This window comes from Leucobacter sp. USCH14, from assembly GCF_037619215.1.
GTDB lineage: Bacteria > Actinomycetota > Actinomycetes > Actinomycetales > Microbacteriaceae > Leucobacter.
In genome coordinates this window covers 130462-156243 of the sequence record NZ_JAQPZP010000001.1, presented here as the reverse complement: position 1 = coordinate 156243, position 25782 = coordinate 130462, and the positions used below count along the sequence as shown (strand labels likewise).

The window sequence follows — 25782 nt, the reverse complement described above, 5'->3', positions numbered from 1 at the left end:
CGTGGCCGCTGCCAGCGCTGGTGGCGACAGTGAACGTGCAGAGGAGAACGTCCGTGGATGTCGCGCAGGGATCGGCCGGGGCGCCGGCAGCAGGGTGGTATCCCGACCCTGCCGGCAGCGGGCTGCTGCGGTACTGGGATGGGTCGACCTGGACCGAGCATCTCGCACCCCCGGTTCCTCCGGCACCGCAGTCGGCGGCTTCGGCGACCGGATACCCTCCGATGCAATCGACGCAGCTTGCGCGTCCCGTCTATCAGCGGCCTCGTCGCCCGCCCCATGAACGGGCCTGGACGAAGAGCACCGTCGCCACGCTGATCGTGTGCGCCGTGCTCGTGATCGCGTCGATTCCCGCGCTCGCCTGGCTCGCGGGCGCGAAGGCGCGGGCGCTCGAAGGCGACGCCGCCGTCGCGGTCGAGGCGTTTCTCGCCGCCACGACGACGGGCGATCCCGCATGGCGCGATGCAGCCGATCCCGCGCTGCACCCCGAAACGGACGACAGCGCGACTCCGCTGTACGGCGATCTCGCCTCGGCGGAGCAGCTCGGACTCACCCTCGATTACCAGTACGACTCCGGCGACTTCAGCTACGTGAACTCGGAGGAGAGCTACATCGACGGCGACCCGCAGACCGCCGACACCGTGTCCGTACCCGTCGACTTCACCTACACCTATTCCGTCGACGGCGAGACCTTCACCTCCGAACTCACGCAGGCGATCTGGCTCACCCGCCCCTTCTACTACGAGGGATCCGACGAGCCCAGCGCCGCACTGGAGGCGCGCACGCCGTCCGCGGTCGGGCCCTGGCGCGTCGCCGGTATCGCGGAGGCCTCCACCATCGATTTCGATATCTCGGGCGACGAGTTCGTCACGACGTTCTCGGACGATCCCGTCGAAGGAGATGAGAGCGTCTGCCGGGAACCGAAGTCGATGATCCTCGAGATGTCCCAGCTCTCGCGGCAGGACGGGGAGCTCAGAAGCTCCTGCCTGGTGCGTCAGGGAGACGCGTCACTGCGACCGGAGGAGCTCGACCCGAAGGCGGTCGCGCAGCAGTTCCCGGTCATGAACGAGTTCAGCGCGATCGCCGATGACGTGATGGGCGCGCAGGCCGGATACGACACGCTGCCGCCGCTCTCGCAGTACCCGGTTGCCATGGGGGACACGGAATACGTCTTCACCATCGCCGCAACCCCGAGCGGTGGCGCGGGGATGTACGGGCAGACACTCCGCTTCGTTCAGATCGCAGAGGTGAAGAGCGAATGACCACCGCACACACGACCGGCGTCGAAGCCTCCGCGCAGAGGCAGCCGCGCAACAGGCGCGCCAGGATCGCGCGGCTCATCATCATCGGAGTGACCGTGCTCTGCCTGGGCGCGGCAGGAGCGGTCGCGGCCGTGAATTGGCCCCGACCCTATCCGATGGGTGAAGCAGCAGCTGTACCCACCGGAGACTCCTCCCCCATCTGGGTGGAAGACGACTTCGACATGGAGACCAGCACCTACGACCAGGCCTGGTTCGACATGAACACCGCGCTGCAGACCCATGACCGCGAGCTCTTCCTCTCCTTCGCGGACGGGGATGCGGAGGCACAGCTGGCCCTGTGGTGGGACAACCTGTCGGCGATCGGCTGGACCACAGGGTTCATCACTCCGAACACGGACGCCGACGGGTCGCAACTGGTCAACATCGGCGTCGATCTCGGCTTCCCCGCGAACGAGATGCGGGGCAGCGGATCGGCCGACGCCGGGCTCATTCTGACTCAGGGCAGCTACTACCGCATCACCACGACCGGCAGCGGCGAGTCGCTGCGCATCACCTCGTTCGTGCCGCGCGACGTCATCCAGCCGTGGGACGACGGCAAGCTCTACGTCGAGCGCCGAGACCACGTCGTGCTCTTCGCACTCGAGGACGAGCGCGAGCTCGTGACCCGCTCCATCGATGAAGCCGAGGAAGCGGCGGTGACGACGCTCGAACTCGCGACACGCATGGGCGGAGACGTGCCGCAGACCGGATTCACCTCGGGCATCACCGGAAGCGATGAGCGACTGGAGCGCTGGCGGTACGGCAATTCGGAGAAGCCGGAGGGCGAGATCGACGCCGCCGGGTTCGCCCGCTCCCTGTACCGGCCCTCGCAAGCCTCGGAGATCATCGACCCGACCATCGCCACCGGTGACGCGACGGGCGGCACCACCGTGATTCTCGGGCCCGGCGCCGACTTCGACCGGCGCGTGGTGTTCATTCACGAATTCGCTCACGCGATCCACTACACGGCCGCGCCCTCTCAGAGCTGGTCGACATCGACTGCGGCACTCGAGGGCTTCGCCCGCTATGCGGAGTACGCCTCGGGAGCGTCGGAGTTCGTCGCCTACCCGGAGCTGAAGTCCGCGGTGGCAACGCTCGGCGTCGACGTCTTCTCGGACGACCGCATCTATCAGGAATCGGGCGCGACCGAGGCCTACGACGCCGCCGGATCCTACTACCTCTTCGTCGCGGAGAACGGCGGAGACCCCTGGGCACTCGCGGTCGATTCGGTCACCGAGGGGCGCCCGATCTTCGAGGTCTCCGCCGAGATGTCGCCTGCGCTCACGGCGGAGAACTGGCAGCAGTGGGTGGCGGGCCGCTAGCGTCCCTCACTCCTCGCTGAGCCTGCCGCCCGCGCGCGACGCGCGCGCTGCAGGACCGCCATCCCCCTCGGGCCTGGTATCGCTCTTCGGGCTCGGCGCGATCCTGCGCCGCCGTCGCAGCGAGCGTCGCTAGCGCCGAAACGCTAGCCGAAGGCGAGCACGGCGACGAGCCAGAGCCCGCCGATCGCGATTACCACGGTGCCCGCGAAACCGGCGAGCGCCCCGATCCCGAAGCGTCGGTTCGCGCGGACGGTCGAGCGCAGAGCTGCACGATCGGCAGGGGGCGGCGCCGGCCGGGAGGCCGGCGGAGGGCCGAAGCGCGCATCCGTCTCGGTGCCCGCCGCCGAGCGGCGCCCGGTGCGCTGCGAGGTGATCACCGGCAGAGCGGGGCTGACTCCGCGGCGGGGCAACGCGTGATCGGGTGCAGGGCTCGGAGCCTCGGGCACTCGGTAGCGGGCGTCGAGCGGCGACTTGAACATGCGGGCCGCGAGTTCCGGTGGGAGTTCGCGCGGCGGGGGCTCGTCGACGGGTGGTGCCGGATTGCGCGATGCACCGACGCCCGTCGAGCCGCCGTGCGCCGTGGAATCACTCGGTGCCGCTCGAACGGCAGGCCGAGGAGCGGCGCGCGGCGTGACGACCGTCTCGTCCGCGGATGCGGGTACTGCCCTGCGCGGCGTGACGACCGTCTCGTCCAGGGGCTCAGACGCGGCCCGGCGCGGCGTGACCACCGTCTCGTCGTCGGACTGCCCCGGATCGCTCATTGCCCGCGCCTCGGCACCGTCGCCGTCAGGGTCCGGTCGTCCTCACTCTCGGTGACGACATCCGAACCGAGATCCGAACTCACGTGCCATGGGGACCCCCCGGAGAGCACGTCCACGACGAGAACGGTGATGTTGTCGCGCCCACCGGCTTCATTGGCGCGGTGCACGAGCTCCTCGACGACGGCCTCCGGCTGACCGCCCATGGTGAGTGCCGCTCGCAACTGCTGATCATCGACTTCGGTGGTCAGTCCGTCGGAGCAGATGAGCAGCCGGGATCCGTCCTCGACCGGCAGCAACCAGCTGTCTGCGGTCGTGTCGGCGGAGCCGAGCGCGCGCGTGATGACGTTGCGCCCGGGGAGCGCGTCGAGCCCGACCCCGCCCGCGATCATCTCGTCGCGCAGCGAGTGGTCGACCGTCACCTGGTGCAGTTCCGCTCCGCGGTGGAGGTAGACCCGGGAGTCGCCGACGTTGAGCACGAGCCAGTACGCCCGCCCCTCGTGCCGCACGAGCACGGCGCCCGTGAGTGTGCAGCCCGCGCCCCGCTCACGATTCGCCGCAACTCTGCCCACCGCCTCGCGCGCCGCTTCGAGCGCGTGGCCGACGTCGCGAACGGTCGACATCTCCCCGGGCCGGATCACCGATGCGAACGCCTCCACCGCAGCACGACTCGCCTGGTCGCCCGCCTCGTGCCCTCCCATGCCGTCCGCCACGAGAAAGCTCGGGAACTCGAGGAGCGCGGAGTCCTCGTTCACCGATCGCAGCATCCCGGGATCGGTGCGCACGGCGGCGCTCACCTCCGGTGCCATTCCGATTCGCATCATCGTCCTCCTGCGGTCGCGCGTCGCGACAGGCGCGCGACGCGTCGTGTACGTGTCTTCGGCATCAGCGAGCGCAGGGAGTATTCGGCGCGCAGGCGCTTCCAGAACCCGAGCCCCGCTCGTCGTGCCGTCAGTTCTTCGTCGACGACGGTCCACAGCTCGTCGGCGTCGCTGCCGTCGATTCCCTCGTGAGAATACACCGCCCGATCGACGGCCGAGGCGACCCAGGGGCCGGATGGCACGTGCAGCTGCTCCGCGATATCTCGTCGACTTCCAGGTTCGGTGGCCACGAGGCCCGTGTCTGCGAAGCCATCGATCAGTTCATCCCATGCCCCGAGCGCCCGCTCCTCCGGCGAGTGCGCTCTGCGGCGGCGGTTGCGGCGCATCCGCTTGGCGAGCGGTAGGAAGAGCAGGGGCAGAGCGAGCAGCACGAGCGCGAGCAGCGACAACCCCACGACGCGCAAGATGGGCCACAGCGCGGCGAATGCGTCGCGATCCTGCGTCTCCGACGGCTCGCTCGAATCACCGCTCGTGCCCGACGGGGGGTCGGCCTGACTCGCATCGCGTTCCTCGGGAACGGAGGGGAACTCGGGCAGTTGCTCGCCGCGCTCGAGCGTGATCGGCGGCGTCTCCACCTGAGGGCTCGCGTCGATGGCCGCCCACTCGCCGTCGCTTCCGCGCACCTCGATCCACGCGGCGAGATGCTCGCCCGTGCACACGTCGGTGCAGGCGGGAACTCCGGGCACCCCCGCTTCCTCGTCGGCGCCGAGACGCACGCCGAGCACCACGCGCGACTCGAACCCCATTGCGCGCGCGATGAGTGCGGCGGCAGCGGCGAACTGCTCGTCGTCGCCGATGCCGGCCACGAGCGCGCGTTCATCGGCTCCGTCGCCCGCGGCGCGCTGCTGCTCGTTCAGTTGCGTGAAGAGCGTCTCGATCCGCGCGATCGAGTGCCCGCCGGTGCTGGGGAAGAACTTGGTGCCATACTCCTCCGAGGCCGCTTCGAGCCATGCACGTTCTCCCTCGCCTTCGGTGAGGGAGTGGCTCAGGTACCCGCGGTCGCGCAGACGCTGAATCGCCTCGAGCAGACCCTGCATCGACGTCGGAAGCTGCTGCGCGTTGAGCCACTGCGCGAGTTGCGGGGTGCGCTCGAGGTCGATCAGGGGGGCGTCCTGCACGGGGTCGCCTGCGGGCTCGGCGCCGGCGGCCGCGCTCATCTCGGCCGTGTACCCGTCGCCCTCGCGAACGCCCCGGCCGCCGGGAACCGCGATCGCGGCCCAGCTCGACCGGTTGATGTAGAAGGCATCGCCGAGGGCGCCGGATCGCGGTCCGTCGAACACGGGCGGCGCTGCGAGCGGGGGCGCGATCGGCAACCAGATGCCGTCGTAGCCGTCGGCGATCTCGACGGTGACGCTGACCGGCTCGGCCACCGGTTCACCACTCGGGAACCGGGTGAAGCGGCCGTCGGCTCCGGGCTCGACGAAGAAGTCGACCCCGTCGTATCCGTCGAGCACCGCCATGCGCAGTCGCTCCGGCGCCGCACCGTCGCTCTGCACGCTGAACAGCGGCGCAGTGAACGCCGCGTCCCGCTTCGATGCCCGGTACCCCGCGAGCGGACTGGTCTGCTCCCGCACCACGAGCTCGGGATCGACGCGGTCGCGCGGCACGTGCCGTTCGGCATTCGCGAGCGGAGCGACCGCGGCTCCGATGCCGAGCGCGACGGCCGCCGTCAGCACTGCGCTGATCGCGCGCACCACTGCATTGCGGCGCACGCCCCCGGCGCCCTCGGCCGGCTCTGTCGAGCGGCCGAGCCGCAGCGCCCGGCGACGGCCGATGCCCGACGACCAGGCCACCCACGCCGCGCCGGCGACGCAGATCAGGGCCCACAGCGCCAGCTCGCGCGGCGCCGTGATCGTCAGCGGACCGAGGGGCATCGGTGAACTCACCTGCGACGACCCGAAGATGACGCCGAAGGCGACGGGCACGAGCGCGGGGATCGCCGCGAAGGGCGCCGCCTTGCCTCCGCGCAGCGCGAGGCCGGCGATCATCGCCGTCGTACCCATGGAGACGAGCAGCCACGGCACCATCACCGCCTGATAGGTGCCGACCGGCAGCGTGAGCGTGAGCAGCTGCTTCCACCCGAGCGTCACGGTCGCGAGACCGTCGATCAGCCCTCCGACGATCCCCATCGGGCCGGTGCCCAGCGCGCTCGGCACCCCGAGCGGAACGACGACGAGCACGAACGCTGCGATGAGCGCGGCGACCGTGGCGACTCCCCACCCCAGACGACGGCCCGCCCACACGATGCCGAACACCACGGCCCACGCGACGCCCCCGACGACCCACACCCACGGCGTGCGGTAGATCGGCATTGCGGAGAGGGCACCGGCGACGACGGAGATGCCGCTCAGCGTCGCGGCTCCGATGATCAGCGCCGGGCTGGTGCTCGTGCGGCGCCGTGCGCGGCGGCGCTGGGGTGCTGTGCGCCGCGGGTGCGCGGGGCGCGGGGCGGCGGCGGCACCCCGGCCGGCCCGACGCGGGCCCGGCTCCGGTGTGGCGCCGCTCATGACAGCCCCCCTCGCACCACGAGCTGGGGAAGGTCGCCGATCGCACCGACGGTGAACAGGGTGCAGTTGTCGACCAGGTGCGCTGCCGGGTCTGCGAGGGTCTCGGCTCGCACCACGAGCACGCGCACGTCTTCGGTGAAGGCTGCGGCGGCGCGGCGCAGCCGCGCCGGATCCGGAATCGAGCCCGTGACGACGGCCACGATGGAGAGCGGGCGTCTCGACTCCGCAAGACTGCGGGTGAGCCGCTCGATGGGCAGTGCGTCTTCGGCCGCCTCGAGCTCGGCCCAGGCGTCGAGGAGCTGAGCCGGGGTGCTCGAGGGCAGTTCTTCGAGCCCGTCGATGCTGGGGCGCACACGACCCGGGGCCCACTGCGAGGCGATGAACCGTTCGCGCCCCTCGCGAACCGCCTGCAGCCCGAGGGAGGCGGCGATGCTCACACCGAGCTCGAATTCCTCGTCGCTCGCATACTCCTCACGAACGGCATCGAAGAGGATCGCGGCGCGGGCCGTCTGCGACTCCTCGTACTGGCGCACCATCAGCGTTCCGGTCTTCGCCGTCGACTTCCAGTGCACATGCCGCATCGCATCGCCGCGCACATACTCGCGCACCGCGTGGAACGACAGGTCGGAGTCGGTGAGCCGCCGGCTCGCCGCGCCTTCGAGGTCGCGCACGAGCCCCGCGGACCCCTGCGGCAGCAGCGCGGTGCGGGGGTGCACATGCACGAGATGCCGGTCGCGCCAGGTGATCTCGCGACGTACGAGCCCGAGCGGGTCGCGGCGCGCCAGCGTCAGCGGACCGACTTCGATGACGCCGCGCGAGACCGCCGGGATGCCGACGGGAACGGTTGCCGTGCCGCGCGGGCCGATGAACGGGATCGGAATCTCGCGGAGCGCTTCGCCGACCGGCAGTTCCGCCGTCGCGGGCAGGGCGGGGCGCCCACCGGAGTTCTCGACCTCGATCTGCAGCGCGACCTCCCCGCCGGCGACCACCCGCAGCCGATCGACCGCGATGCGGATCAGGTAGGCGCGCGAGCCGAGCAGGAACGGCAGGCCGACGAGCAGCAGCACGCCGAACCCGATCGCGACGAACCAGGCCTCGACCCACCCGAACGCGGCGCCGAGCACCACCGAGAGTGCGGCGACGCCGAGCACGAAATAGCCGGTCGGCGTGACGGTTTCGCGCACACGGCGCCACTGGCGGCGCAGACGACGCCGATTGCGGCGCCACCAGCGCCGAGCAGCGCGGCGCCGGCGCGTGCTGACGCGCCCGGTGCCCGGTACGGTATCGCCGAATCGCGTGGAGGTGCTGCCACGCGTTCTCGTCCCGGTATTCGACACCGGGGCGCGCGAGGTGTCGAGACTCACGCGGTGCCGTTCTCCTGGGGCGCCGAGATGTCGAGCATGATCTGGCCGAGGATCTGCGCAGCCGTGACCCCGTCGAACTCGGCTTCGGGTTCGAGCACGAGACGGTGGGTCAGCACGGGCATCGCGAGATCGCGCACGTCGTCGGGGGTGACGTAGTGGCGCCCGTTCGCCGCGGCCCACGCCGACGCGAGTCGCACGAGCGCGAGGGCGCCGCGCACGCTCGCGCCGAGACGCACCTCGCTCGCACGACGCGTCGCTTCGACGAGCCGCACCGCGTAGTCGGCGACCAGCGGGCTGACGTGCACGCGACTGATGAGCTCCTGCGCCTGCGTCACCATGCCCGTGCTCACGACCGGCGAGAGCGGATGCTGCTGCGCGCGGTCGCCCTGCAGGATGCGAGTCATCGCGGCTTGATCGGGGTAGCCGATCGACGTCTTCACCATGAATCGGTCGAGCTGCGCCTCGGGCAGACGGTACGTGCCCGCCTGCTCGACCGGGTTCTGCGTCGCGATGACGAGGAACGGGCTGCCGACGTCGTGGCTCGTGCCGTCGACCGTGACGCGCCCCTCCTCCATCACCTCGAGCAGTGCGGACTGCGTCTTCGGGCTGGCGCGGTTGATCTCGTCGGCGAGCACGACGTTCGCGAAGATCGGGCCCGGATGGAATTCGAACGCCCCCGCGCGCTGGTCGAACACCGTGATGCCCGTGATGTCTCCCGGCAGCAGGTCCGGCGTGAACTGCACACGCGACGACGTGCCCTGGATTACCTGACCGAGCGCGCGGGCGAGTGCCGTCTTCCCCGTGCCGGGCACGTCTTCGAGCAGTACGTGTCCGCCCGCGAGCGCACAGGCGATCACCAGCTCGACCACGCGGCGCTTGCCGTGGATCGCCTGCTCCATCGCGTCGGCCGTGGTGGCGAACAGCTGCGCGACCCACTGCGCCTGATCCGGAGTGATGGCGTGGGATGCGGTCTGCTGCTGTGAAGTCATGCGGCTCCTTCGGCGGGGCTGGTCGAAACGGCGGACGTGCGCATGGCGCTACGGGGTCTGGGGCGGAGCTTCGGGGTCGGGGTCAGGATCGCCGCCCGGTTCCGGAGGCGTCGGCGTCTCGGGCTGATAGCACACACTGAGTGTGACGGGAGCGAGATTCCTGTAGTCACCGGTCCAAGTGATCGTGAGCGGGATCCGTCCACCCTCCGGTGCCCCTTCGATCACGTCTGCAGACTCTCTTGCCGCAGCGGAAATACCCAGCAGAGCACGCTTCTCTTCCATGGTCCTCGGTGGGGAGTCTGCAATCCAGCAATTGCCCTGCTCCCGAACTGTCACCAGCGTTGGGGCAGTGTTCACCCGGGCATCAACCCATTCGGAACACGTACTCTCATTGCCAGGATCGATGCACTGACGCGCACGCACCTTCTGAATAGAATCCGCGGAAAGCGCGCTGCCCAGTTTTTCCGCCTCTACGACAGCGTTGCCCACCGACCACTGCCCTTCCGCGCCCTCAGCGGTAACGATTTCTGCTGACGACAGCGTATAGTCGAAACCATTCTCCGCAGGCCGCGGATCAGGTCCGATGGTGAACGATGCAGTCGGGCGGGGGATGGACCCCCCGATGAGCTCTGGGTTCGTTTTCATTTCGCTTCGGCCGAAGTCGTTACTCAAGCACACCTTCGCGGTGTAGACGCGGTACTTCTTCAACCCGCCGAAATTCGGATCGTTGAGCTGCCCATCCACGAAGCAGTCATCGGGTTGCCCGTACGGTGCGCTTATCGTGTACCTCGACGTCACTCCATCTTTCGGCCCGTCATGACTGACGACAGCCGAATTATCACGTGCTGATGTCAGCGATGCCCGCGAAAGGGTCGGCGCTCCATAGACGAACCCGTCGCCCTGCGCTGCGGCACCTGTGTTGGATCCGCCGCCGATCTCCGGGACGTCGAACTTGGTGACCGGGGTCACCGCGAACGAGATCGCGCCGACGGCGATGTTCTCGTAGCGGCGTTCCGCACTCGAACCGTCGAGCGTCTCCTGCTGATCCCGGTAGGAGACCAGGAACTGCTTCGTATCGTTCGATCCCTCGATCGAGAGCCGAACGCCACCGGCACGCTGATTCGTATTTCGCGGGTTCTTGATCGACTCGACCGTGACCTTCGGAGCTGCCGGGGCCGCGTAGGCCCAGGCGGTCACCGACGTCGAGGCTGCGGAGGAGCCGACGGCATTCACGGCCGTCGCGGCGAACTGGTGCTTCTGCCCGTTCGCCAGTCCGGTCGCGACGCACTGGAACGACGAGTCGCCCACGGCGGTGCAGCTCGTCGATCCGCCGCCCGAGAGGTTCACCCCCGACACCGCGGGGTGCGCCTGACGGCCCCCGAGCGTCACCGTGAAGCTCGCACTGTCCGTCGTGTAGCCGGTCTGCTGAATGCTCGGTCGGCTCGGAATGCCCTGCGCGTCGAACTCGATGGCTCCGTCTCCGGTGCGCCCCTGAGCATCGACGACGGTGAAGCCGACACGGCAGGTTCCGCCGACCTCCGGCCCGCCGGGCCAGGAGACCGAGACCCCGGAGTCGCCGACGCGGGTGAAGCTGCCGTACGAGCAGCCCGAACCGCTGACGGCAGCGAGCTTCAATCCGCCGCCGCTCTTCCCCGCGAAGGGATCGTGCTCTCCCGAGACTCCGACGAGCTGAGCCTGGCAGTCACTGCCGACGGTGCACTTCAGCGCGACCGTCGCGCCCTTCGGCAGATCGCGCGGGGCCTGCCCCACGCGCAGGGTGAGCGGGGCGCGCGATGCGCCGGCGCCGCTCACCGACACCGACACCGACTCCTGGCTGCCGGGCACCGCGTCGGCGCGAGCCTCGACCGAGATCGTCGCCCCGTTCTGGGTCACCGTGAAGAGCGAGCTCCCACCCGAAACCTCGAATCGCAGCTTCGAGGCGTCGCCCTCGCGACCGCCCTGCCACGAGATCATGTCGATCAACGCGATCTCCGCGCTCGCGCCCGGGTCGACGGTTCGCGTCAGGGGTGCGGCCTGCACGGCGGGTGCATCGGGAACGATGACGACGGGCACGGGCAGTGTGGTCCACGCTTGCTGCCCCACGAGTCTCGCCTGCATGAGACACGTGTCGTTCCATGGAGCTTCGCGGCCGGCCGAGTACCGCAGACGGTCGCCCGACACCGCTTCGCACGTCGCCTGCGCGCGGCCGACGGTGAACGATTCGCGGCGCAGTTCGACGCGATCGCCCGAGCCGCTGTCGACGAGGTCATTCACGGAGACCTCCCGCTGCTCGTTCTCGTCGACGCTGATCGGCTGCAGATCGGGCTTGAGCGTGAGCCTCAGCTCATCGAGGGGAGGAATGACGAGCAGCCCGTACGAGGCCACATCCTGGCCCGACGCGTCAGTCCCCGAGAGTTTGAAGACGACGGTGTCGCCGCCCGAGCGGTACTCGCCCGAGATCTTCGAACCGGAGGCGCGGTAGCCATCGCGCGAACCCGACCAGAGCGACAACTGCAGTGCGGAGACGTCGCCGGTCGCCCACCGCACCTTGTCGGTGATCACGTCCACGCCGCCGGCCGCGAGCTCGGCCCGATCGCGCACGTTCAGCACGGTGTCTGTGATGGTCGGCGCCTGGGCACCGACGCGCTCCGACGTGTGGACGACGATGAGTCCATCGGCGGTGCTCTTCGTCGCCTCCGAGCGCACGGTGTATCGGTAGGAGACGGCGCCCAGGTCATCTCCCGGGCGAATCGAAACCCGTCCCTCTTTCACCTTGGAGAGATCGAGGCGCTCAGCCAGCTGCTCGGCCTCGCTGCTGTCGGGGCCTCCGGCGACGTTGGGCACCACGGATTCGATGGAGAGCTTGCCTCCCGCGGGGTCGACGTCGTTGTCGAGCGGACGCACGACTGCCGGCTCGCTCTGCGGAGTGAGCCGGAGGTAGTCGGTCGAAGCGACGATCGCGCTCGACTCGGAAGCCTGCACGACGATGACGGTGAGCTTGCCCGTGCCCGTTCCTCCCTCCGGATCGCGCACGGAGTACGTGAGTTCGACCGGCCCTGCGGCGGCATTCGCGAGCGCCTCCACTGCGAATCCATTCGCCGCGGAGTTCACGGTCGCCGAGATGCCGGCGTCGGCATCTCCCTCGACGCTCACCAGGCGCACGCGATCGCCGTCGGGGTCCACTCCGGAGAGCGGCACGCGCACCTGCGTCGTCGAACCGGGGCTCACTCGCGCGGTGACCGCGGCCGGTTCCGGGTCGCGATTCGAACCCTCGGCCAGAACGGTGACGATCACGGACCCGACATCCCCGGCAGCAGGATCGCTGGCGCCGTACGCGGTGTAGCTCAGCCGGTAGGTGCCGGGCTCCTTCGGGGCGAGGTAGCGCAGCACGTTGCCGGAGGCGAACGCGAGTTCGCCCTTCGTGCCTGACCCGACGATGTCGGGATCGAGGAGCAGGCGCTCCCCCGGGGCGGCGACATCGTTGTCGAGCACTCGGATATCGACGACCGAACCCGCGCGCACCGTGGCGGTGTCAGCGACCGCGATGGCACCCGTGGAGCCGGTATCGGGGACCTGGAAGACCGTGAGCTTGCCCTGGGCCCGCGCATCGCCCTCGGCGACGGTGACCTCGACCGCGCCGATGCGTCCGGCACCGCCGTCCTCGGTGCTCCCGGCGACGCGGACCTGGGCGTGATCGATGATGTCGGCCTGGAGGTCGCCATCGGTCACCTCTGCGCCGGCGACCGAGAGCGACCGAGAGGTCGAACCAGGGATTGCGTCGAGTATTTCAACGGTTGCATCGGTGAGCGGACGCACGAACGCGCGCAGCGCCGGGAGCGCGAGCGGCGGCCCCGCGGGTGTGGCGGTGACGCGGAGCTGCCCGGTGATCTCGCCACCGGTCACGGTGTCGCGCACGGTCACCGTCACCGCTGCCGTGCCCGCCGCGGTCGCTTCGATCTCCACCGCACCGCTGGTGGCTTGCGGCGTCACCTGCACCGTGCCGCTCGGGTCGGTGGCATCGAGCAGGGCATACGAGCCCGAACCGCCCGCCACGCGGTCGAGCGGTCGCACGGTAGCCGTGCGGCCCACCTGCACGGTCGTCGCAGTCGCGGTGAATTCGGGGGTCGCACTCGGATCGACGACGAGGGTCAGCTCCCGCTGCGCCTCCTCCCCGCGGCCGTCGCGCACCGTGACGCGCAGCGCGATGTCGGCGGCACCGGCGTTCGGGTCGGTGTGCCGAACGCCCAGACGACCGTCGGCGGTCACGATCGCGCGAACCGGATCCTCCGACCGCACCGCCTCCGCAGCGGCGAGCGTCATCACGTCGCCTTCCGGGTCGACCCAGCCCTCGAGAATCGGGTACACGAGTGTGCCGCCGGGTGCGATGGCGGGCACGCGCCACTCGCGCTGGCAGCCCTCGACCGGGCACCATGCAGGGGCGGTGTTCGTCTCGTCATCAGCCACCGTCAGTGTGACCGTGGCTGGCTCCGAGACCAGGGCGCCGTCGGTCACACGGTAGGAGAAGGTGGCGCTGCCGCTCGCGTCGGCCGCGGGCCGCACGGTGAGCGACTGCCCGTCGGGCATGAGCTGCAGCGTGCCGAACGATTCGGGAAGCCCCTCGTCGCCGATCGAATCGGGCACGATCGTCAGCACGTCGCGCTTGTTCGCATCGTAATCGTTGAGCAGCACCGGCAGTGGGGCCGGTTCTCCCGCGCGAACGCCGAAGGCGTCGTCGACGGCTGTCGGGGGTACCTGCTCCGTCACGTCCTCCACGACCACGGTGCCGCGATCCTCTTTCGGCGGGTCCGAGATCGTCCACTGCGACAGCGGGATCAGCTCGCCGCCCGGCAGCGTCCAGAGCATCCCGGTGCGCATCTCGTTCAGCACGCCGCGTTCGCCGTTCGAGCGGATGACCGGGAGCAGATCGCCCGCTTCTCGCGCCCCGTCGTCGATCACGAGCGGCTTCTCGCCCTCGTCCGATGTCCAGAGCGCCCCGGCGTTCTGACCCACCCACGCAGCGTACGCGACGTCGCCGATGTACACGGGCTGCGCGGGCGTTCCCGTCGTATCGACGACGCGCTCCGCCTCGCCTTCGGCGTCGATGCTCGTGAGGCCACTCGTATCGGCCACGAGCACGGTACGCCCGGTGCGCGTTCCATCGCCACCGCTCGCCTGCAGCCGGGCCGAGCCGTCGAGCTCGAGCGTGGTCGAGATGCCGCCCTCACGCCAGAGCCGGCCGCTCTCGGGGTCGAGCAGCACCCAGTCCCCCGCGACGATCGCGAGCTGCGGCGCGGGTGCGTCACCGGCGGCACCGGGCGCCTCGAGCGCCCCGCCGACGAACTCCCGGCTCGTCGCGTCGTACTCGCGCACCGCGTCTTCATCTCCGGAGAAGAGGGCGAGGCGGCCGGATTCGTCCAGCGCGATCGCCGATGCGCGGTACGAGGATCCGCCATCCACGCTCTCGGATCCGGCGCCTTCCTCGGCGTCCTCCTCGGCGCCGTCACTCGCATTCTCGCCCGCGAGCGGGTCGACACGTTCGAGCGACGCCAGGCGGGATTCGAGGTCGCGGAGCGCACTCTCGTCTCCTGCGAGGTCCGAGACCGGCTCTCCCGGTCCATCGACAGGGGTCGACATTGCATCGGCGGCGATCTCTCCCGCGTACACGGCTCCGGCCTCCGTGCGGACCGCGACGAATCGCCCGGCGCTCACCACCTCGCGCGTACCGTCGGGCAGGTGCACCGCCTCGGCCGCGTCGTCGCCGGCGGGCGCTTCGCTTGCGTCGGTCTCGGCCTCACCGTTCTCGGTGCTTGAGACGGGTGACGCCTCATCGGCGGAGCCAGCAGCCGCGGCGCCAGCATCCGCGGGTGCGCGATCCCCCAGGTCCACAGGGTCGCCCACGTCGAGCGGCCACGCGCGTCCGTTGCCGTGCGAGAGCACGGCCGCGTGCGCTCCGGACTGCAGCACTCCGCTCGGATCGGAGACCTTGCGCACGAGATCGAGCTCACCGGTGTCGGTGTTCACCCGGGCGTACTGGCCGGCTTCGCGCGCGACCCACACACCGGGCTCGGCCCGCGGGGTCTCACGAGCATCGTAGCCGTTCGCGATCACGGCAACCGTTGCGATGAGCGCGCACGAGACGACGCCGGCGATCCACCACTGCAGCCGGCGAAACCGCTCGCGGCCAGTGCTCGCCGTCACGCTCACCCGGCACCGCCGCTCATCGCCCACAGTACGCTCGCGGCCCCCGCCACGACGGCCAGCGCAACACCAGCACCGATGAGCCCGGCTCGCCAGGGCGATGCCGGGCGGTCGAGGATCAACCCGTCGTCGTCCGTGCCGCGTCGCTGCGCGAGCATCTCGGCGCGAGCCTCCGCACGGGTCACCCGGCCCACCGTGCTCACGACGGGTCCGCGAGTGCCGGCGGGCACCGCCTCGGCACGCGGCAACCAGGCTTCCGCGACGATCTCGAGCGGTGTCACGTCATAGCCGAATGTTCGCTGCAGCTGCTGCAGCGCCTCCCCGAACTCCGCCATCGTGGCGTACCGCTCGTGCGGATTCTTGCGGAGCGCTTTCGAGATGACCTCGTCGAACCGCTCGTAGCCCTGCGCCCCCGGAATCGCCTGATACAGCGCCTTCTGGATGCGCTCCGTGAGCTTCGATCGCGAGTTCTGGGAGCGATCCGCCAATTCGAAGGGCGATCGCCCCGCTGCGAACGAGTAGAGCGTCGCGCCGAGCGACCACACCTCGGTCGCAACGCTTCCGGTGCTCTGCAGGCCCACCACCTCGGGCGCCGACCACGGGATCGACATCGCCATCTCTCCGTCGAGTTCGCGGCGGCCGAGCACCTGCGCGATGCCGAAGTCGGAGAGCGCGGGGCGGCCGAGCGTCGTGAGCAGCACGTTGGACGGCTTGATGTCGCGATGCAGCACTCCTGCGCGGTGCGCCGTCTCGAGCGCCCCCGCGATACGCACACCGGCGTCGAGCACGTCGCGCAATCGCGCGGGCTGCCCCTTCGTGAGGGCGCCCATCGATGCGGGGCAGAACTCCATGGCGAGGTAGGGGTGACCTTCGAGCGAGATGCTGGCCTGATAGATCGAGACCACCGAGGGGTGGCTGCTCAGGCGAGCCATGACGTCGGCCTCGCTCTCGAAGACCTCCCGCAGCTCCGCCACGGCCGCGGCCCCGTTCGCAGCGCCGTTCAGCACCTTCACCGCGACGAGACGGCGGGGCATGTCCTGCTCGTAGAGGAACACCTGCGCGAAGCCGCCGGAACCGAGCGGGCGCACATAGCTGAATCCGGGAATCGCGGGCGCGCTGACGGCGGCGCGCTCAGCCACGACATGCTCCCGTAATGGGACCGCGCTGCTGCCGTGCGCAACGGGGCGCGTTCGCGGCTCGGAAACAGAGTGTCACGTGAAACATCCTAATCGAGGGCGTACGGCTGCGAGACCGTATCCACAGGCTCGCGAGCGAAGATCGCGGACGCGGCATCCGGCCGCTGGAAACGGCTCAGCCCCCGCCCGCTGAGCGGACGAGGGCTGAGCCGAACGGTTCTGCTTACAGACCGGAGACGTCGAGCGGAATGCCCGGGCCGAAGGTCGTCGAGACGGCGCCCTTCTGCACGTACTTGCCCTTCGCCGACGACGGCTTCAGACGCGAGATCTCGTCGAGCACCGAGGCGAGGTTGTCGGCGAGCTGCTCGGCCGAGAACGATGCCTTGCCGACGATGAAGTGCACGTTCGAGTGCTTGTCGACGCGGAACTCGATCTTGCCGCCCTTGATCTCGGTGACGGCCTTCGCCGCATCCGGGGTCACGGTGCCGGTCTTCGGGTTGGGCATGAGGCCGCGGGGGCCGAGCACCTTACCCAGACGACCGACCTTGCCCATGAGCTCGGGGGTCGAGACTGCCGAATCGAAGTCGGTGTAGCCTGCGGCCACCTTCTCGATCAACTCGTCACCGCCGACCTCGTCAGCGCCGGCTGCGATTGCCGCCTCAGCGGCAGCGCCCACCGCGAACACGATGACGCGCGCGGTCTTGCCGGTGCCGTGAGGCAGGCTCACGGTGCCGCGAACCATCTGGTCTGCCTTGCGAGGGTCCACACCGAGCTTGACGGCGACCTCGACGGTCGTGTCGGTCTTGGTGGAACCGGTCTCCTTCGCCAGGGCGACGGCCTCGGCGGGAGTGTAGAACTTGTCTGCCTGAATCTTCTCGGCAGCGGCGCGGTACGCCTTCGACTTCTGTGCCATGTCCGATGCCCCTTACTCGACGGTGATGCCCATGGAGCGAGCGGTGCCCGCAATGATCTTCGCCGCAGCGTCGATGTCGTTCGCGTTCAGATCGGCCTGCTTCTGCTCGGCGATCTGACGAACCTGCTCTGCGGTGACCTTGGCGACCTTGACGGTGTGCGGGGTGCCGGAGCCCTTCTGCACGCCTGCCGCCTTCTTCAGCAGCTCGGCTGCCGGAGGGGTCTTGAGCACGAACGTGAACGAACGGTCCTCGTACACGGTGATCTCCACCGGCACGATGTTGCCGCGCTGGGATTCCGTCGCAGCGTTGTACGCCTTGCAGAACTCCATGATGTTGACGCCGTGCTGACCGAGTGCCGGGCCCACGGGGGGCGCGGGGTTGGCTGCACCGGCCGGGATCTGAAGCTTGATCAGACCGGTAACCTTCTTGGCCTTTGCCATGATTGTTTCCTTTCCATCGAACTCGCACGGTGGTGCAAGCTCTCCCGCGAGTCCGGCCGTTCCGGATGCGGTACTCGTTCGCGCCGACGCACGCCAGAGGCGTTCGCAGACGCAAACCAGGCAAGTCTACCCGAAGATTCCGGATCGCGCACCCGCATGCGGCGTCATCGCCACCCGCCTCCTCCGACGCACCGCTACACCGAGAATGCCACCGCGTGCCAACCCGTTGCGCCATTCGGAGCCGGCGGCGCCTCGTCGGAGGTCTGCGTGTAGCCCGACTTGTCGGTGGCGCGCACCCGTGCGGTGTGACGGCCGGGCGTCGCCGCCCAGGCGAGCGACCACTGCACCCACGTGTCGTCCGAAATCGCCGACGCGAGTTCCGCCTGCTGCCACTCGCCCTCGTCGATCTGCACCTCGACTGCGGCGACGCCGGTGTGCTGCGCCCAGGCGACACCCGCGAGTGCGATCGTCCCGCCAGCAACTGCGGCGCCCGAGCGCGGGGTGTCGATGCGCGAGGCCGTCTTGATCGGACCGAGCGCCGACCAGCCGCGGGGCGTCCAGTACCCCTCCGCATCGGCGAACCGGGTCACCTCGAGACGCGTCACCCACTTCGTCGCCGAGACGTAGCCGTACAACCCGGGAACGATCAGGCGGGCGGGGAATCCGTGCTCCGCGGGCAGGGGCTCTCCGTTCATGCCCACCGCGAGGAGGGCGTTGCGGCCGGAATCGGTGAGCGTCTCGAGCGGCGTGCCGGCGGTGAATCCGTCGGGACCCGACGAGAGCACCATGTCGGCGCCACGGGAGACGCCGGCGCGCGCCAGCAGCTCCCTGAGCGGGTACCCGAGCCACGTCGCGTTCCCGATGAGGTCTCCGCCGACGGTGTTCGAGACGCACGCGATGGTGGCGATGTGCTCCTCGAGCGGCAGCGCGAGGAGCTCCGCGTAGGTGAGCGTCAGGGGCCGGTCGACGAGCCCGGTGATCTCGAGGCTCCACCTCGCGGGATCGATCCTCGGCACTTGCAGCGCGATGTCGATGCGGTAGAAATCGGCGTTGGGCGTGATCAGCGGACTGATCCCCGGAACGTCGAGCTGCGCGGCGGCGGGCACTGCTGCCGCGGGTTCGGCCGGCCGCGGCAGACGGATCGCCTCGCGCACAGCCGTGTACGCGGCGCTTCCGGCGTTCTTCACCCGCGCACCGGCGCCCACGAGGAGCGCGGTCACCGAGGTCGCGCCCGCGAAGACCAGGAAGCCGCGTCGAGCCAGTCTCGCCCCCTCATCCGCGTCGTCCGGCCGCTCGGCGTTCTCCGCCGCCGACCATGCGAGCACTCGCGGTCGGCCGCGATCCAGCACCCAGAGCCCGGCGACCGTCCCGATGATCGTGGGGATCGCCCAGAACGGGGTGGCTTCGGCACGAGTGAGGATCGCGATCAGCGCGACGGCCGACACCGTGATGAGCACCACCATGCCCGCGCCGCGTCGCGCCGCTTCAGCGCACCCGGCGATCACGGCCAGCGCCAGCACGACGATGCCGAGAATGACGAAGAGCGCGAGCTTGTCCGCTGTGCCGAACAGTGCGATCATCGTGTCTTTCACCCAGCTCGGGGCGAGATCGATGGCGAGGGCGCCGACTCCGAACAGGGGTGATGAACCGGCGGCGACGAACACCGCGGCGAGCTCGGCGACGCCGAGCACGACGAGCGCGGCCGCGACGCCGAGGATGGCGCCGCCGAGCCGGTTGCCCACCCGCTGCCGCCGCATGGAGTCACCGTAACCGGCCAACATGCGAAAAGCCCCGCCGAGGCGGGGCTTTTCTGCGGAAGATCCGTTACACCATCTTGGTGACCTGGTCGAAGCTCAGCTCGACCGGCGTCTCGCGCTCGAAGAGCGAGACGAGCACCGTGAGCTTGCCCGAAGCCGCATTGATCTCGCTGATGGTGCCCGGGAGCCCCTCGAACGATCCGGACTTGATCGTGATGGTCTCGCCGACCTCGAAATCGATCTCGACATTGCCCTGGGCCGCGGCATTGGCAGCCGCTTTGCCCTTCGCCGTAGCGGCCGGCTCGAGCTCGACGGTGCTCTTGAGCATCTCGAACGCCTCGTTGATGCGCAGCGGCACCGGGTTGTGAGCGTTGCCGACGAAGCCGGTGACGCCGGGAGTGTGGCGCACGACCGACCAGGTGGTCTCGTTGAGGTGCATGCGAACGAGCACATAACCGGGGATGCGCACGCGCGTCACCATCTTGCGCTGGCCGTTCTTGACCTCCATGACCTCTTCCATGGGGACCTGGATCTCGAAGATGTCGTCGACCGCGCCCATCGTCTCGCGACGGTTCCACAGGTTCGACTTCACCTTGCGCTCGTACCCGGCGTAGGTGTGGATCACGAACCACTTGCCCGGCCGGCGGCGCAGATCCTTCTTGAAGGCCTTGTAGGGATCGACAGCCGATTCGCCATCCTCCCCGGTCTCCTCTTCCGATTCCTCATCGACGATCGCAGCAGCGGCCGCCTCGGCCTCTTCGGCGCTATCGATATCGAGCGCATCCTCCACCGCGGCGTCCACATCGGGGTCCGTCGACTGCACCAGTGCGTCGAGTGCCGCGTCGAGGTCTGCCTCGGGGGTGTTGTTCTCGCTCGTCATCTCTACTTGCTTTCCTTGCTCTGCGGTCGGTTCGTGCGACGGCTGATCAGCCGAGCGTCGTTCCGAATAGGAAGACCGTCACGAATCCGAACGCCTGGTCGAGTACCCACACCAGCGCCATCATGATCAGCACGAAGGCGATCACCACGAGGGTGAAGTTGATGAGTTCCTTGCGGGTCGGGGTGACGACCTTCTTCAACTCGGCGATGACCTGCTGAATGAACAGAACGATGCGGCTGAACCAGTTGCGCTTCGCGGCGCGATCGGCTTTGGCGCGCTCGACGAGGCCGCCGCTCTCCTCGACTTCGGTGCTGCTCACTCGCGTGTCCTTTCCGTTGCCCCCGCTCGGCGCTTGCGCGCCGAGCGGGTCTGGCAGGGCAGACAGGACTCGAACCTGCAACCTGCGGTTTTGGAGACCGCTGCGCTACCAATTGCGCCACTGCCCTATGGAGTTCTCGGCCGGAATCTCCGTGGCCGCCAGGCATAGGAAATTCTGGCAGAAGTCAACTACCGAGAGACACTCTACGTGATCGATTCGCTCGTGTCGAACCGGGCGCCGCCAGCCCGGGCGCGTCGCGCAGAACCGCATGCCCCGCAGACTTCGCCCCGGCGTTAGGATCGGAGGGTGAGCCACATCTCCCGTTTATCAAAGAAGATCTCCGCAATCGCCGAGTCCGCGACGCTCAAGGTCGATGCGAAGGCGAAAGCCCTGCAGGCCGAGGGCCGGCCTGTCATCAGTTACGCGGCAGGCGAGCCCGATTTCTCCACTCCCGAGCACATCGTCGATGCCGCTCGCAGCGCGCTCGACGACCCGAAGAACTTCCGCTACACGGCCGCTGCCGGCCTGCCCGACCTGAAGCGCGCGATCGCCGACAAGACCGCCCGCGACTCCGGCTGGGCGATCGATCCGTCGCAGGTCGTCGTCACGAACGGCGGCAAGCAGGCCGTCTATCAGGCGTTCCAGGTGCTGCTCGATCCGGGCGACGAGGTGCTGCTGCCCGCCCCCTACTGGACGACGTACCCCGAGGCGATCCAGCTCGCCGACGGCGTGCCCGTCGAGGTGTTCGCCGGCGCCGAGCAACAGTACAAGGTGACCGTCGAGCAGCTCGAGGCCGCACGCACCGAGCGCACCAAGGTGCTGCTCTTCGTGTCGCCCTCCAACCCCACCGGGGCCGTGTACTCCCCCGAGGAGACGCGGGCGATCGGCGAGTGGGCGGAGGCCAACGGGCTCTGGATCATCGCCGATGAGATCTATCAGAATCTGACCTACGACGGGGTGCGCGCAGTCTCGATCGTGGAGGCCGTTCCGGCACTCCAGGATCGCACGATCCTCGTCAACGGCGTCGCGAAGACCTACGCGATGACAGGCTGGCGTCTCGGCTGGATGGTCGCGCCGGCCGACATCATCAAGGGCGCCTCGAACCTGCAGTCGCACCTCACATCGAACGTCAACAACATCGCGCAGCGCGCCGCGATCGCCGCGCTCACCGGCCCGCAGGAGCCCATCGAGGCCATGCGGCAGGCGTTCGATCGTCGGCGGAAGCTCATCGTCGCAGAGCTCAATCAGGTGCCCGGCTTCAACTGCCCGACGCCCGAGGGGGCCTTCTACGCGTACGTCGACGTGACTGCTGCGCTCGGAAAGTCGTACCGCGGGATCACCCCGACGACCTCGCTCGAACTCGCGGATCTCATCCTCTCCGAGGCGGAGGTCGCCGCGGTGCCAGGTGAGGCCTTCGGCCCGAGCGGATACCTCCGATTCAGCTACGCGCTCGGCGATGAAGCGCTGGTCGAGGGCATCCGCCGCATTCAGGCTCTGCTCGGCGAGTAACCCGGCGCGCACTCGAGAGCGGGCGGTGGAGGCTCAGCTGATCCTGCACCGCCCGCCGGGCTCCCCGCGCGATCCGTTCATCCGAACTGCGCGTAGTACTCGGCTGCGTCGGCTACGTCGTTGTTGTACGAAGCACTCGGGTTGTACCCGTCGAGTGCCGCGATCCAGTGCTCGCCGACGGTGAGATCGAGGCCCGGGTCGCACAGCAGCGCCGCGGCCGACAGTGCGGCGTCGTCGATCTGATCGATCTCGATGCGGCCGTCACCATTGCCGTCCCGCCCGAACATCTCCCACGTCTGCGGGATGAACTGCATCGGGCCGACGGCGCGATCCCACTCGGTGTCGCCGTCGATGGACCCGCCGTCGGTGTCGGGAGTCGCGAGGAATCGAGTTCCGTCGAGCGGCACGCCGATGATGCGCGGAGTCGTCAGCCCGCTCGGCAGAAGCCGAGAACCGTCGATGCGCCCGTGATCGGATTCGACCCGGCCGATGCCGGCGAGCATGTTCCATCCGAGGCGGCATCCCGGCTGCTCGCTCGCGAGGGTCAGCGCGGCGCCCGCGTACGCACTGAGCGCACGCCGCGGAATCCCCGAGTCCGCCGCGACCCGGTCGAGCCAGGCGGGATCGACGACCTCGAGACCGCCGGGGATCGGGGTGTCGGAGGAGGGGGCTGGCGCGCCCGCCCCGTCGGACTGCTCGCCGCCCGTTTCCGGGGTCGCGTTCGGGTGCTCATCTCCCTGGTTCCGGGCGCCGAGAGCGCCGAGAACCCCGACCCCCGATGCCACGAGCACCGCTGCGAGCGCGAGCCCGCCGAGGGCGTACCGGAGGGTGCGGCCGCGTGATCCTGCGCCGGTTCGGCCGCCGGCCGACGCGGGCGAGTCCGCAGCTCGCTGAGAGTGATGCATCGCCGATCAGATTACCGGGAATGAAACCGACCATCGCGTGTTACATTTGTATGCAAGCGCATGTAAATGACGCATCACCGCCGCGACGCCGCCGTTCACTCGGGTCGGCTCGCGCGAGACATAGGAGCACACCATGGAATTCGGGATCTTCTCGGTCAGCGACGTCACCCGCGACCCGGTCTCCGGCGAAACGCCGAGCGAGGCCGAACGCATTCGGGGGCTCGCCGAGATCGCCGTGCACGCGGAGGAGGTCGGCTTCGACGTCTTCGCGATCGGCGAGCACCACAACGCCCCCTTCTTCTCCTCGAGCCCCACCACGTTCCTCGCCTACATCGCCGCGATGACGAAGACGCTGAAGCTCTCGACGAGCACGACGCTCATCACGACCAACGACCCCGTGCGCATCGCCGAGGAGTACGCGATGCTGCAGCACCTCGCGCAGGGCCGCATGGATCTCATGCTCGGTCGCGGCAACACCGCGCCGGTCTACCCATGGTTCGGCAAGGACATCCGCTCGGCACTGCCCCTCGCACTCGACAACTACAACCTGCTGCACCGCCTCTGGCGAGAAGACGTCGTCGACTACGACGGCAACTTCCGCACTCCGCTCCAGGGCTTCACGAGCACTCCGCGCCCGCTCGACGACGTTCCCCCGTTCGTCTGGCACGGCTCGATCCGCACCCCCGAGATCGCCGAGCAGGCGGCGTACTACGGCGACGGGTTCTTCTCGAACCACATCTTCGCCCCGTCCGAGCACTCGCTGCGACTGGTTCGGTTCTACCGTGAACGCTTCGAGCACTACGGCCACGGCACGCAGAAGCAGGCCGTGGTCGGCCTCGGCGGGCAGGCGTTCATGGCGAAGAACTCGCAGGACGCGGTGTCGCAGTTCCGCCCCTACTTCAACGAGGCACCGGTGTACGGCCACGGGCCTCGTCTCGAGGATTTCGCCAGCCAGACGCCGCTGACGGTCGGAAGCCCCCAGGAGGTCATCGACAAGACGCTCGGCTTCCGGGAGATCTTCGGCGACTACCAGCGTCAGATGTTCCTCATCGATCACGCCGGCCTTCCCACCAAGACCGTGCTCGAGCAGCTCGACCTCTTCGGCTCCGAGGTGCTGCCCGTGCTGCGGGCCGAGATGGCGAAGGATCGCGACCCCCAGGCCGCAGAAGCCCCCTCGCACGCGAGCCTCGTGACCGCGAAGTACGGCGATGCCGCGCCGCGGCAGCCGCGCCCGAACGCCAACCGGGGCGACAATGTAACGGGCGGGTCGCCCTACCAGGACTCGCCGGCGAAGCAGGGTGCGGCCTTCGGGCTCGCCTGATCCCACGCCCCCGGCGGGAGGGGACCCCGCCCCTCCCGCAGCAAGTCGATGAAGGAGAACGCGAGATGGAACAGCCCACTCGGATCGATGTGCGCCTCGCCAACGAGGCGTGGGAATCGGTGATGTCAGCCCATTCGGCACTCATGCACACCTTCGCCGCCGAGCACATGTGGTCGGAGATCAGCATGCGGGAGTACGACGTGCTCTACACCCTCTCCAAGCACGACGCTCCCATGCGCATGTGCGACGTGCAGAGCGGTGTGCTGCTCAGCCAACCGGCGCTCTCGCGCATGGTGGATCGCCTCGCGACGCGCGGACTGATCGCGCGCGAGCCCGATCCGAACGACGGCCGCGCCGTGCTGCTGAGCCTGACCGCGGAGGGAGCGCAGCTGCAGCAGCAGGTCGGGCGAGCCCACGCCAAGAGCGTCGCCCGTCAGCTCGGTACCGCACTCACCGCTCGAGAGATGCAGGATCTGCGCAGCCTCGCCGGCAAGCTCACCGGCCGGGGCGGCGCGGCCTGACCCCACCCCAGACTTCACCTCACAACGCTCGAGGAGCACCTCATGACCACCCCCTTCGACGGTTCCGTCACCGACACCGCAGCCCCCACCCGCCACAGCTCTCGCACCCTCGCGGTGGTGAGCGCCGGGACGAGCGACCCGTCCACCACGACGATGCTCGCCAACCGAGTCGCAGAGGCGGCCGCGAAACTCGCGGAGTCGCGCGGCTTCGAGCTGGGCATCCGATTCGTCGACCTGCGCGCGCTCGCAGAGGATGTGACGTCAGCGCTCGTCACCCAGCACATCTCCCCCGAACTCCAGGCGGCGAGCGACATCATGCGCGACGCCGACGCGATCGTGGCGTCGACACCGGTCTACAAGGCGGGCGCGAGCGGTCTCTTCACCGCCTTCTTCCAGGTGCTCGACAACGATCTGCTCATCGGCACGCCCGTGGTGCTCGGCGCCACCGCGGGGAGCGCGCGGCACGCCCTGGTGGTCGACGATCAGCTGCGCGGGCTGTTCTCGTACCTGCGCACCATCACGGTGCCGACCGGCCTCTTCGCAGCGCCCGACGACTGGACGAGCCGCGAATTCGGCAAGCGGATCGAGCGCGCTGCGAGCGAGCTCGTCGCTCTCGTCGACGGAGGGTTCCGCGAATCCGTGCGCGGAGAATCATGGAGCGCCTACCAGCACTCCTACGGGAGCGCGGGCGGCACGGAGCTCGGCATCGACTTCGACAGCGACCTCATGAAGCTAGCGACTGGCGGCGCGGGGCGCTGAGTTC

Annotated in this window: 19 protein-coding genes and 1 tRNA gene; 6 read left to right on the top strand and 14 right to left on the bottom strand. The window is 69.2% G+C overall.

Annotated elements, in window-relative coordinates:
• Positions 1 to 53: 53 nt before the first annotated feature.
• Positions 54 to 1259: a DUF2510 domain-containing protein gene (locus tag PQI23_RS00705; protein ID WP_339970687.1), complete on the top strand. Its 1206-nt coding sequence runs from the start codon at positions 54 to 56 to the stop codon at positions 1257 to 1259.
• Positions 1256 to 2620: a hypothetical protein gene (locus PQI23_RS00700; RefSeq protein WP_339970686.1), complete on the top strand. Its 1365-nt coding sequence runs from the start codon at positions 1256 to 1258 to the stop codon at positions 2618 to 2620. The genes PQI23_RS00705 and PQI23_RS00700 overlap by 4 nt, the downstream gene beginning before the upstream one ends.
• Positions 2621 to 2763: 143 nt before the next feature.
• Here PQI23_RS00700 and PQI23_RS00695 read toward each other — a convergent pair whose 3' ends face one another.
• From PQI23_RS00695 to PQI23_RS00635, 13 genes are all read right to left on the bottom strand, one after another.
• Complete coding sequence (locus PQI23_RS00695) at positions 2764 to 3381, bottom strand: hypothetical protein (protein ID WP_339970685.1); 618 nt, start codon at positions 3379 to 3381, stop codon at positions 2764 to 2766.
• Complete coding sequence (locus PQI23_RS00690; protein WP_339970684.1) at positions 3378 to 4202, bottom strand: PP2C family protein-serine/threonine phosphatase; 825 nt, start codon at positions 4200 to 4202, stop codon at positions 3378 to 3380. Before PQI23_RS00690 ends, PQI23_RS00695 begins: the two co-directional genes overlap by 4 nt.
• A complete protein-coding gene (locus PQI23_RS00685) occupies positions 4199 to 6766 on the bottom strand; it encodes a transglutaminase domain-containing protein (RefSeq protein WP_339970683.1) in 2568 nt (855 codons plus the stop codon). The genes PQI23_RS00690 and PQI23_RS00685 overlap by 4 nt, the downstream gene beginning before the upstream one ends.
• Complete coding sequence (locus PQI23_RS00680; RefSeq protein ID WP_339970682.1) at positions 6763 to 8130, bottom strand: DUF58 domain-containing protein; 1368 nt, start codon at positions 8128 to 8130, stop codon at positions 6763 to 6765. The genes PQI23_RS00685 and PQI23_RS00680 overlap by 4 nt, the downstream gene beginning before the upstream one ends.
• Positions 8127 to 9119 carry an AAA family ATPase gene (locus tag PQI23_RS00675; RefSeq protein ID WP_339970681.1) on the bottom strand — a complete coding sequence of 331 codons (993 nt, stop codon included), beginning with the start codon at positions 9117 to 9119 and terminating at the stop codon, positions 8127 to 8129. The genes PQI23_RS00680 and PQI23_RS00675 overlap by 4 nt, the downstream gene beginning before the upstream one ends.
• 48 nt (positions 9120 to 9167) lie before the next feature.
• Positions 9168 to 15317, bottom strand: a complete 6150-nt coding sequence (locus tag PQI23_RS00670; RefSeq protein WP_339970680.1) for an Ig-like domain-containing protein — start codon at positions 15315 to 15317, stop codon at positions 9168 to 9170.
• 2 nt (positions 15318 to 15319) lie between these two features.
• Positions 15320 to 16456: a serine/threonine-protein kinase gene (locus PQI23_RS00665; protein WP_339970679.1), complete on the bottom strand. Its 1137-nt coding sequence runs from the start codon at positions 16454 to 16456 to the stop codon at positions 15320 to 15322.
• A 220-nt stretch (positions 16457 to 16676) separates the two neighbouring features.
• Positions 16677 to 17366 (bottom strand): 50S ribosomal protein L1, encoded by a 690-nt coding sequence (gene rplA / locus PQI23_RS00660; RefSeq protein ID WP_339970678.1) that lies wholly within the window; start codon positions 17364 to 17366, stop codon positions 16677 to 16679.
• Between the two features lie 12 nt (positions 17367 to 17378).
• Positions 17379 to 17807: a 50S ribosomal protein L11 gene (gene rplK, locus PQI23_RS00655; RefSeq protein WP_010156073.1), complete on the bottom strand. Its 429-nt coding sequence runs from the start codon at positions 17805 to 17807 to the stop codon at positions 17379 to 17381.
• 194 nt (positions 17808 to 18001) lie between these two features.
• The gene (locus PQI23_RS00650; RefSeq protein ID WP_339970677.1) at positions 18002 to 19564 is read right to left on the bottom strand and encodes a molybdopterin-dependent oxidoreductase; all 1563 of its coding nucleotides are present in this window, start codon (positions 19562 to 19564) and stop codon (positions 18002 to 18004) included.
• A gap of 67 nt (positions 19565 to 19631) precedes the next feature.
• On the bottom strand, positions 19632 to 20444 hold the full coding sequence (gene nusG, locus PQI23_RS00645) for a transcription termination/antitermination protein NusG (RefSeq protein ID WP_339970676.1): 813 nt from the start codon (positions 20442 to 20444) through the stop codon (positions 19632 to 19634).
• 46 nt (positions 20445 to 20490) lie between these two features.
• Entirely contained in the window at positions 20491 to 20763 is a 273-nt protein-coding gene (gene secE / locus PQI23_RS00640; RefSeq protein WP_339970675.1) for a preprotein translocase subunit SecE, read from the bottom strand.
• 51 nt (positions 20764 to 20814) lie between these two features.
• Positions 20815 to 20890: transfer RNA gene (locus tag PQI23_RS00635), tRNA-Trp, on the bottom strand.
• A 179-nt stretch (positions 20891 to 21069) separates the two neighbouring features.
• Between PQI23_RS00635 and PQI23_RS00630 the strand changes: the two genes are divergently transcribed.
• A complete protein-coding gene (locus PQI23_RS00630; protein WP_339970674.1) occupies positions 21070 to 22272 on the top strand; it encodes a pyridoxal phosphate-dependent aminotransferase in 1203 nt (400 codons plus the stop codon).
• A 77-nt stretch (positions 22273 to 22349) separates the two neighbouring features.
• On the opposite strand, the gene PQI23_RS00625 is transcribed toward PQI23_RS00630, so the two are convergent.
• On the bottom strand, positions 22350 to 23177 hold the full coding sequence (locus tag PQI23_RS00625; RefSeq protein WP_339970673.1) for a lytic murein transglycosylase: 828 nt from the start codon (positions 23175 to 23177) through the stop codon (positions 22350 to 22352).
• Positions 23178 to 23310: 133 nt separating this feature from the next.
• Here PQI23_RS00625 and PQI23_RS00620 point away from each other — a divergent pair, with 133 nt between their 5' ends.
• The 3 genes from PQI23_RS00620 to PQI23_RS00610 all read left to right on the top strand — a co-directional run bounded on the left by PQI23_RS00620 (position 23311) and on the right by PQI23_RS00610 (position 25778).
• A complete protein-coding gene (locus tag PQI23_RS00620) occupies positions 23311 to 24498 on the top strand; it encodes a CE1758 family FMN-dependent luciferase-like monooxygenase (RefSeq protein WP_339970672.1) in 1188 nt (395 codons plus the stop codon).
• 65 nt (positions 24499 to 24563) lie between these two features.
• Positions 24564 to 25019: a MarR family winged helix-turn-helix transcriptional regulator gene (locus PQI23_RS00615; protein WP_339970671.1), complete on the top strand. Its 456-nt coding sequence runs from the start codon at positions 24564 to 24566 to the stop codon at positions 25017 to 25019.
• Between the two features lie 42 nt (positions 25020 to 25061).
• On the top strand, positions 25062 to 25778 hold the full coding sequence (locus PQI23_RS00610) for a CE1759 family FMN reductase (RefSeq protein ID WP_339970670.1): 717 nt from the start codon (positions 25062 to 25064) through the stop codon (positions 25776 to 25778).
• Positions 25779 to 25782: the final 4 nt, after the last annotated feature.

Bases quoted from the DNA above. Each gene is read 5' to 3' on its own strand.
- PQI23_RS00625 (WP_339970673.1), bottom strand. From the start codon at position 23,177: ATGCATCACTCTCAGCGAGCTGCGGACTCGCCCGCGTCGGCCGGCGGC.
- PQI23_RS00620 (WP_339970672.1), top strand. From the start codon at position 23,311: ATGGAATTCGGGATCTTCTCGGTCAGCGACGTCACCCGCGACCCGGTC.
- PQI23_RS00675 (WP_339970681.1), bottom strand. From the start codon at position 9,119: ATGACTTCACAGCAGCAGACCGCATCCCACGCCATCACTCCGGATCAG.
- PQI23_RS00695 (WP_339970685.1), bottom strand. From the start codon at position 3,381: ATGAGCGATCCGGGGCAGTCCGACGACGAGACGGTGGTCACGCCGCGC.
- PQI23_RS00685 (WP_339970683.1), bottom strand. From the start codon at position 6,766: ATGAGCGGCGCCACACCGGAGCCGGGCCCGCGTCGGGCCGGCCGGGGT.
- PQI23_RS00610 (WP_339970670.1), top strand. From the start codon at position 25,062: ATGACCACCCCCTTCGACGGTTCCGTCACCGACACCGCAGCCCCCACC.
- PQI23_RS00690 (WP_339970684.1), bottom strand. From the start codon at position 4,202: ATGATGCGAATCGGAATGGCACCGGAGGTGAGCGCCGCCGTGCGCACC.
- rplA (WP_339970678.1), bottom strand. From the start codon at position 17,366: ATGGCACAGAAGTCGAAGGCGTACCGCGCCGCTGCCGAGAAGATTCAG.
- PQI23_RS00700 (WP_339970686.1), top strand. From the start codon at position 1,256: ATGACCACCGCACACACGACCGGCGTCGAAGCCTCCGCGCAGAGGCAG.
- rplK (WP_010156073.1), bottom strand. From the start codon at position 17,807: ATGGCAAAGGCCAAGAAGGTTACCGGTCTGATCAAGCTTCAGATCCCG.
- PQI23_RS00615 (WP_339970671.1), top strand. From the start codon at position 24,564: ATGGAACAGCCCACTCGGATCGATGTGCGCCTCGCCAACGAGGCGTGG.
- nusG (WP_339970676.1), bottom strand. From the start codon at position 20,444: ATGACGAGCGAGAACAACACCCCCGAGGCAGACCTCGACGCGGCACTC.
- PQI23_RS00650 (WP_339970677.1), bottom strand. From the start codon at position 19,564: ATGCGGCGGCAGCGGGTGGGCAACCGGCTCGGCGGCGCCATCCTCGGC.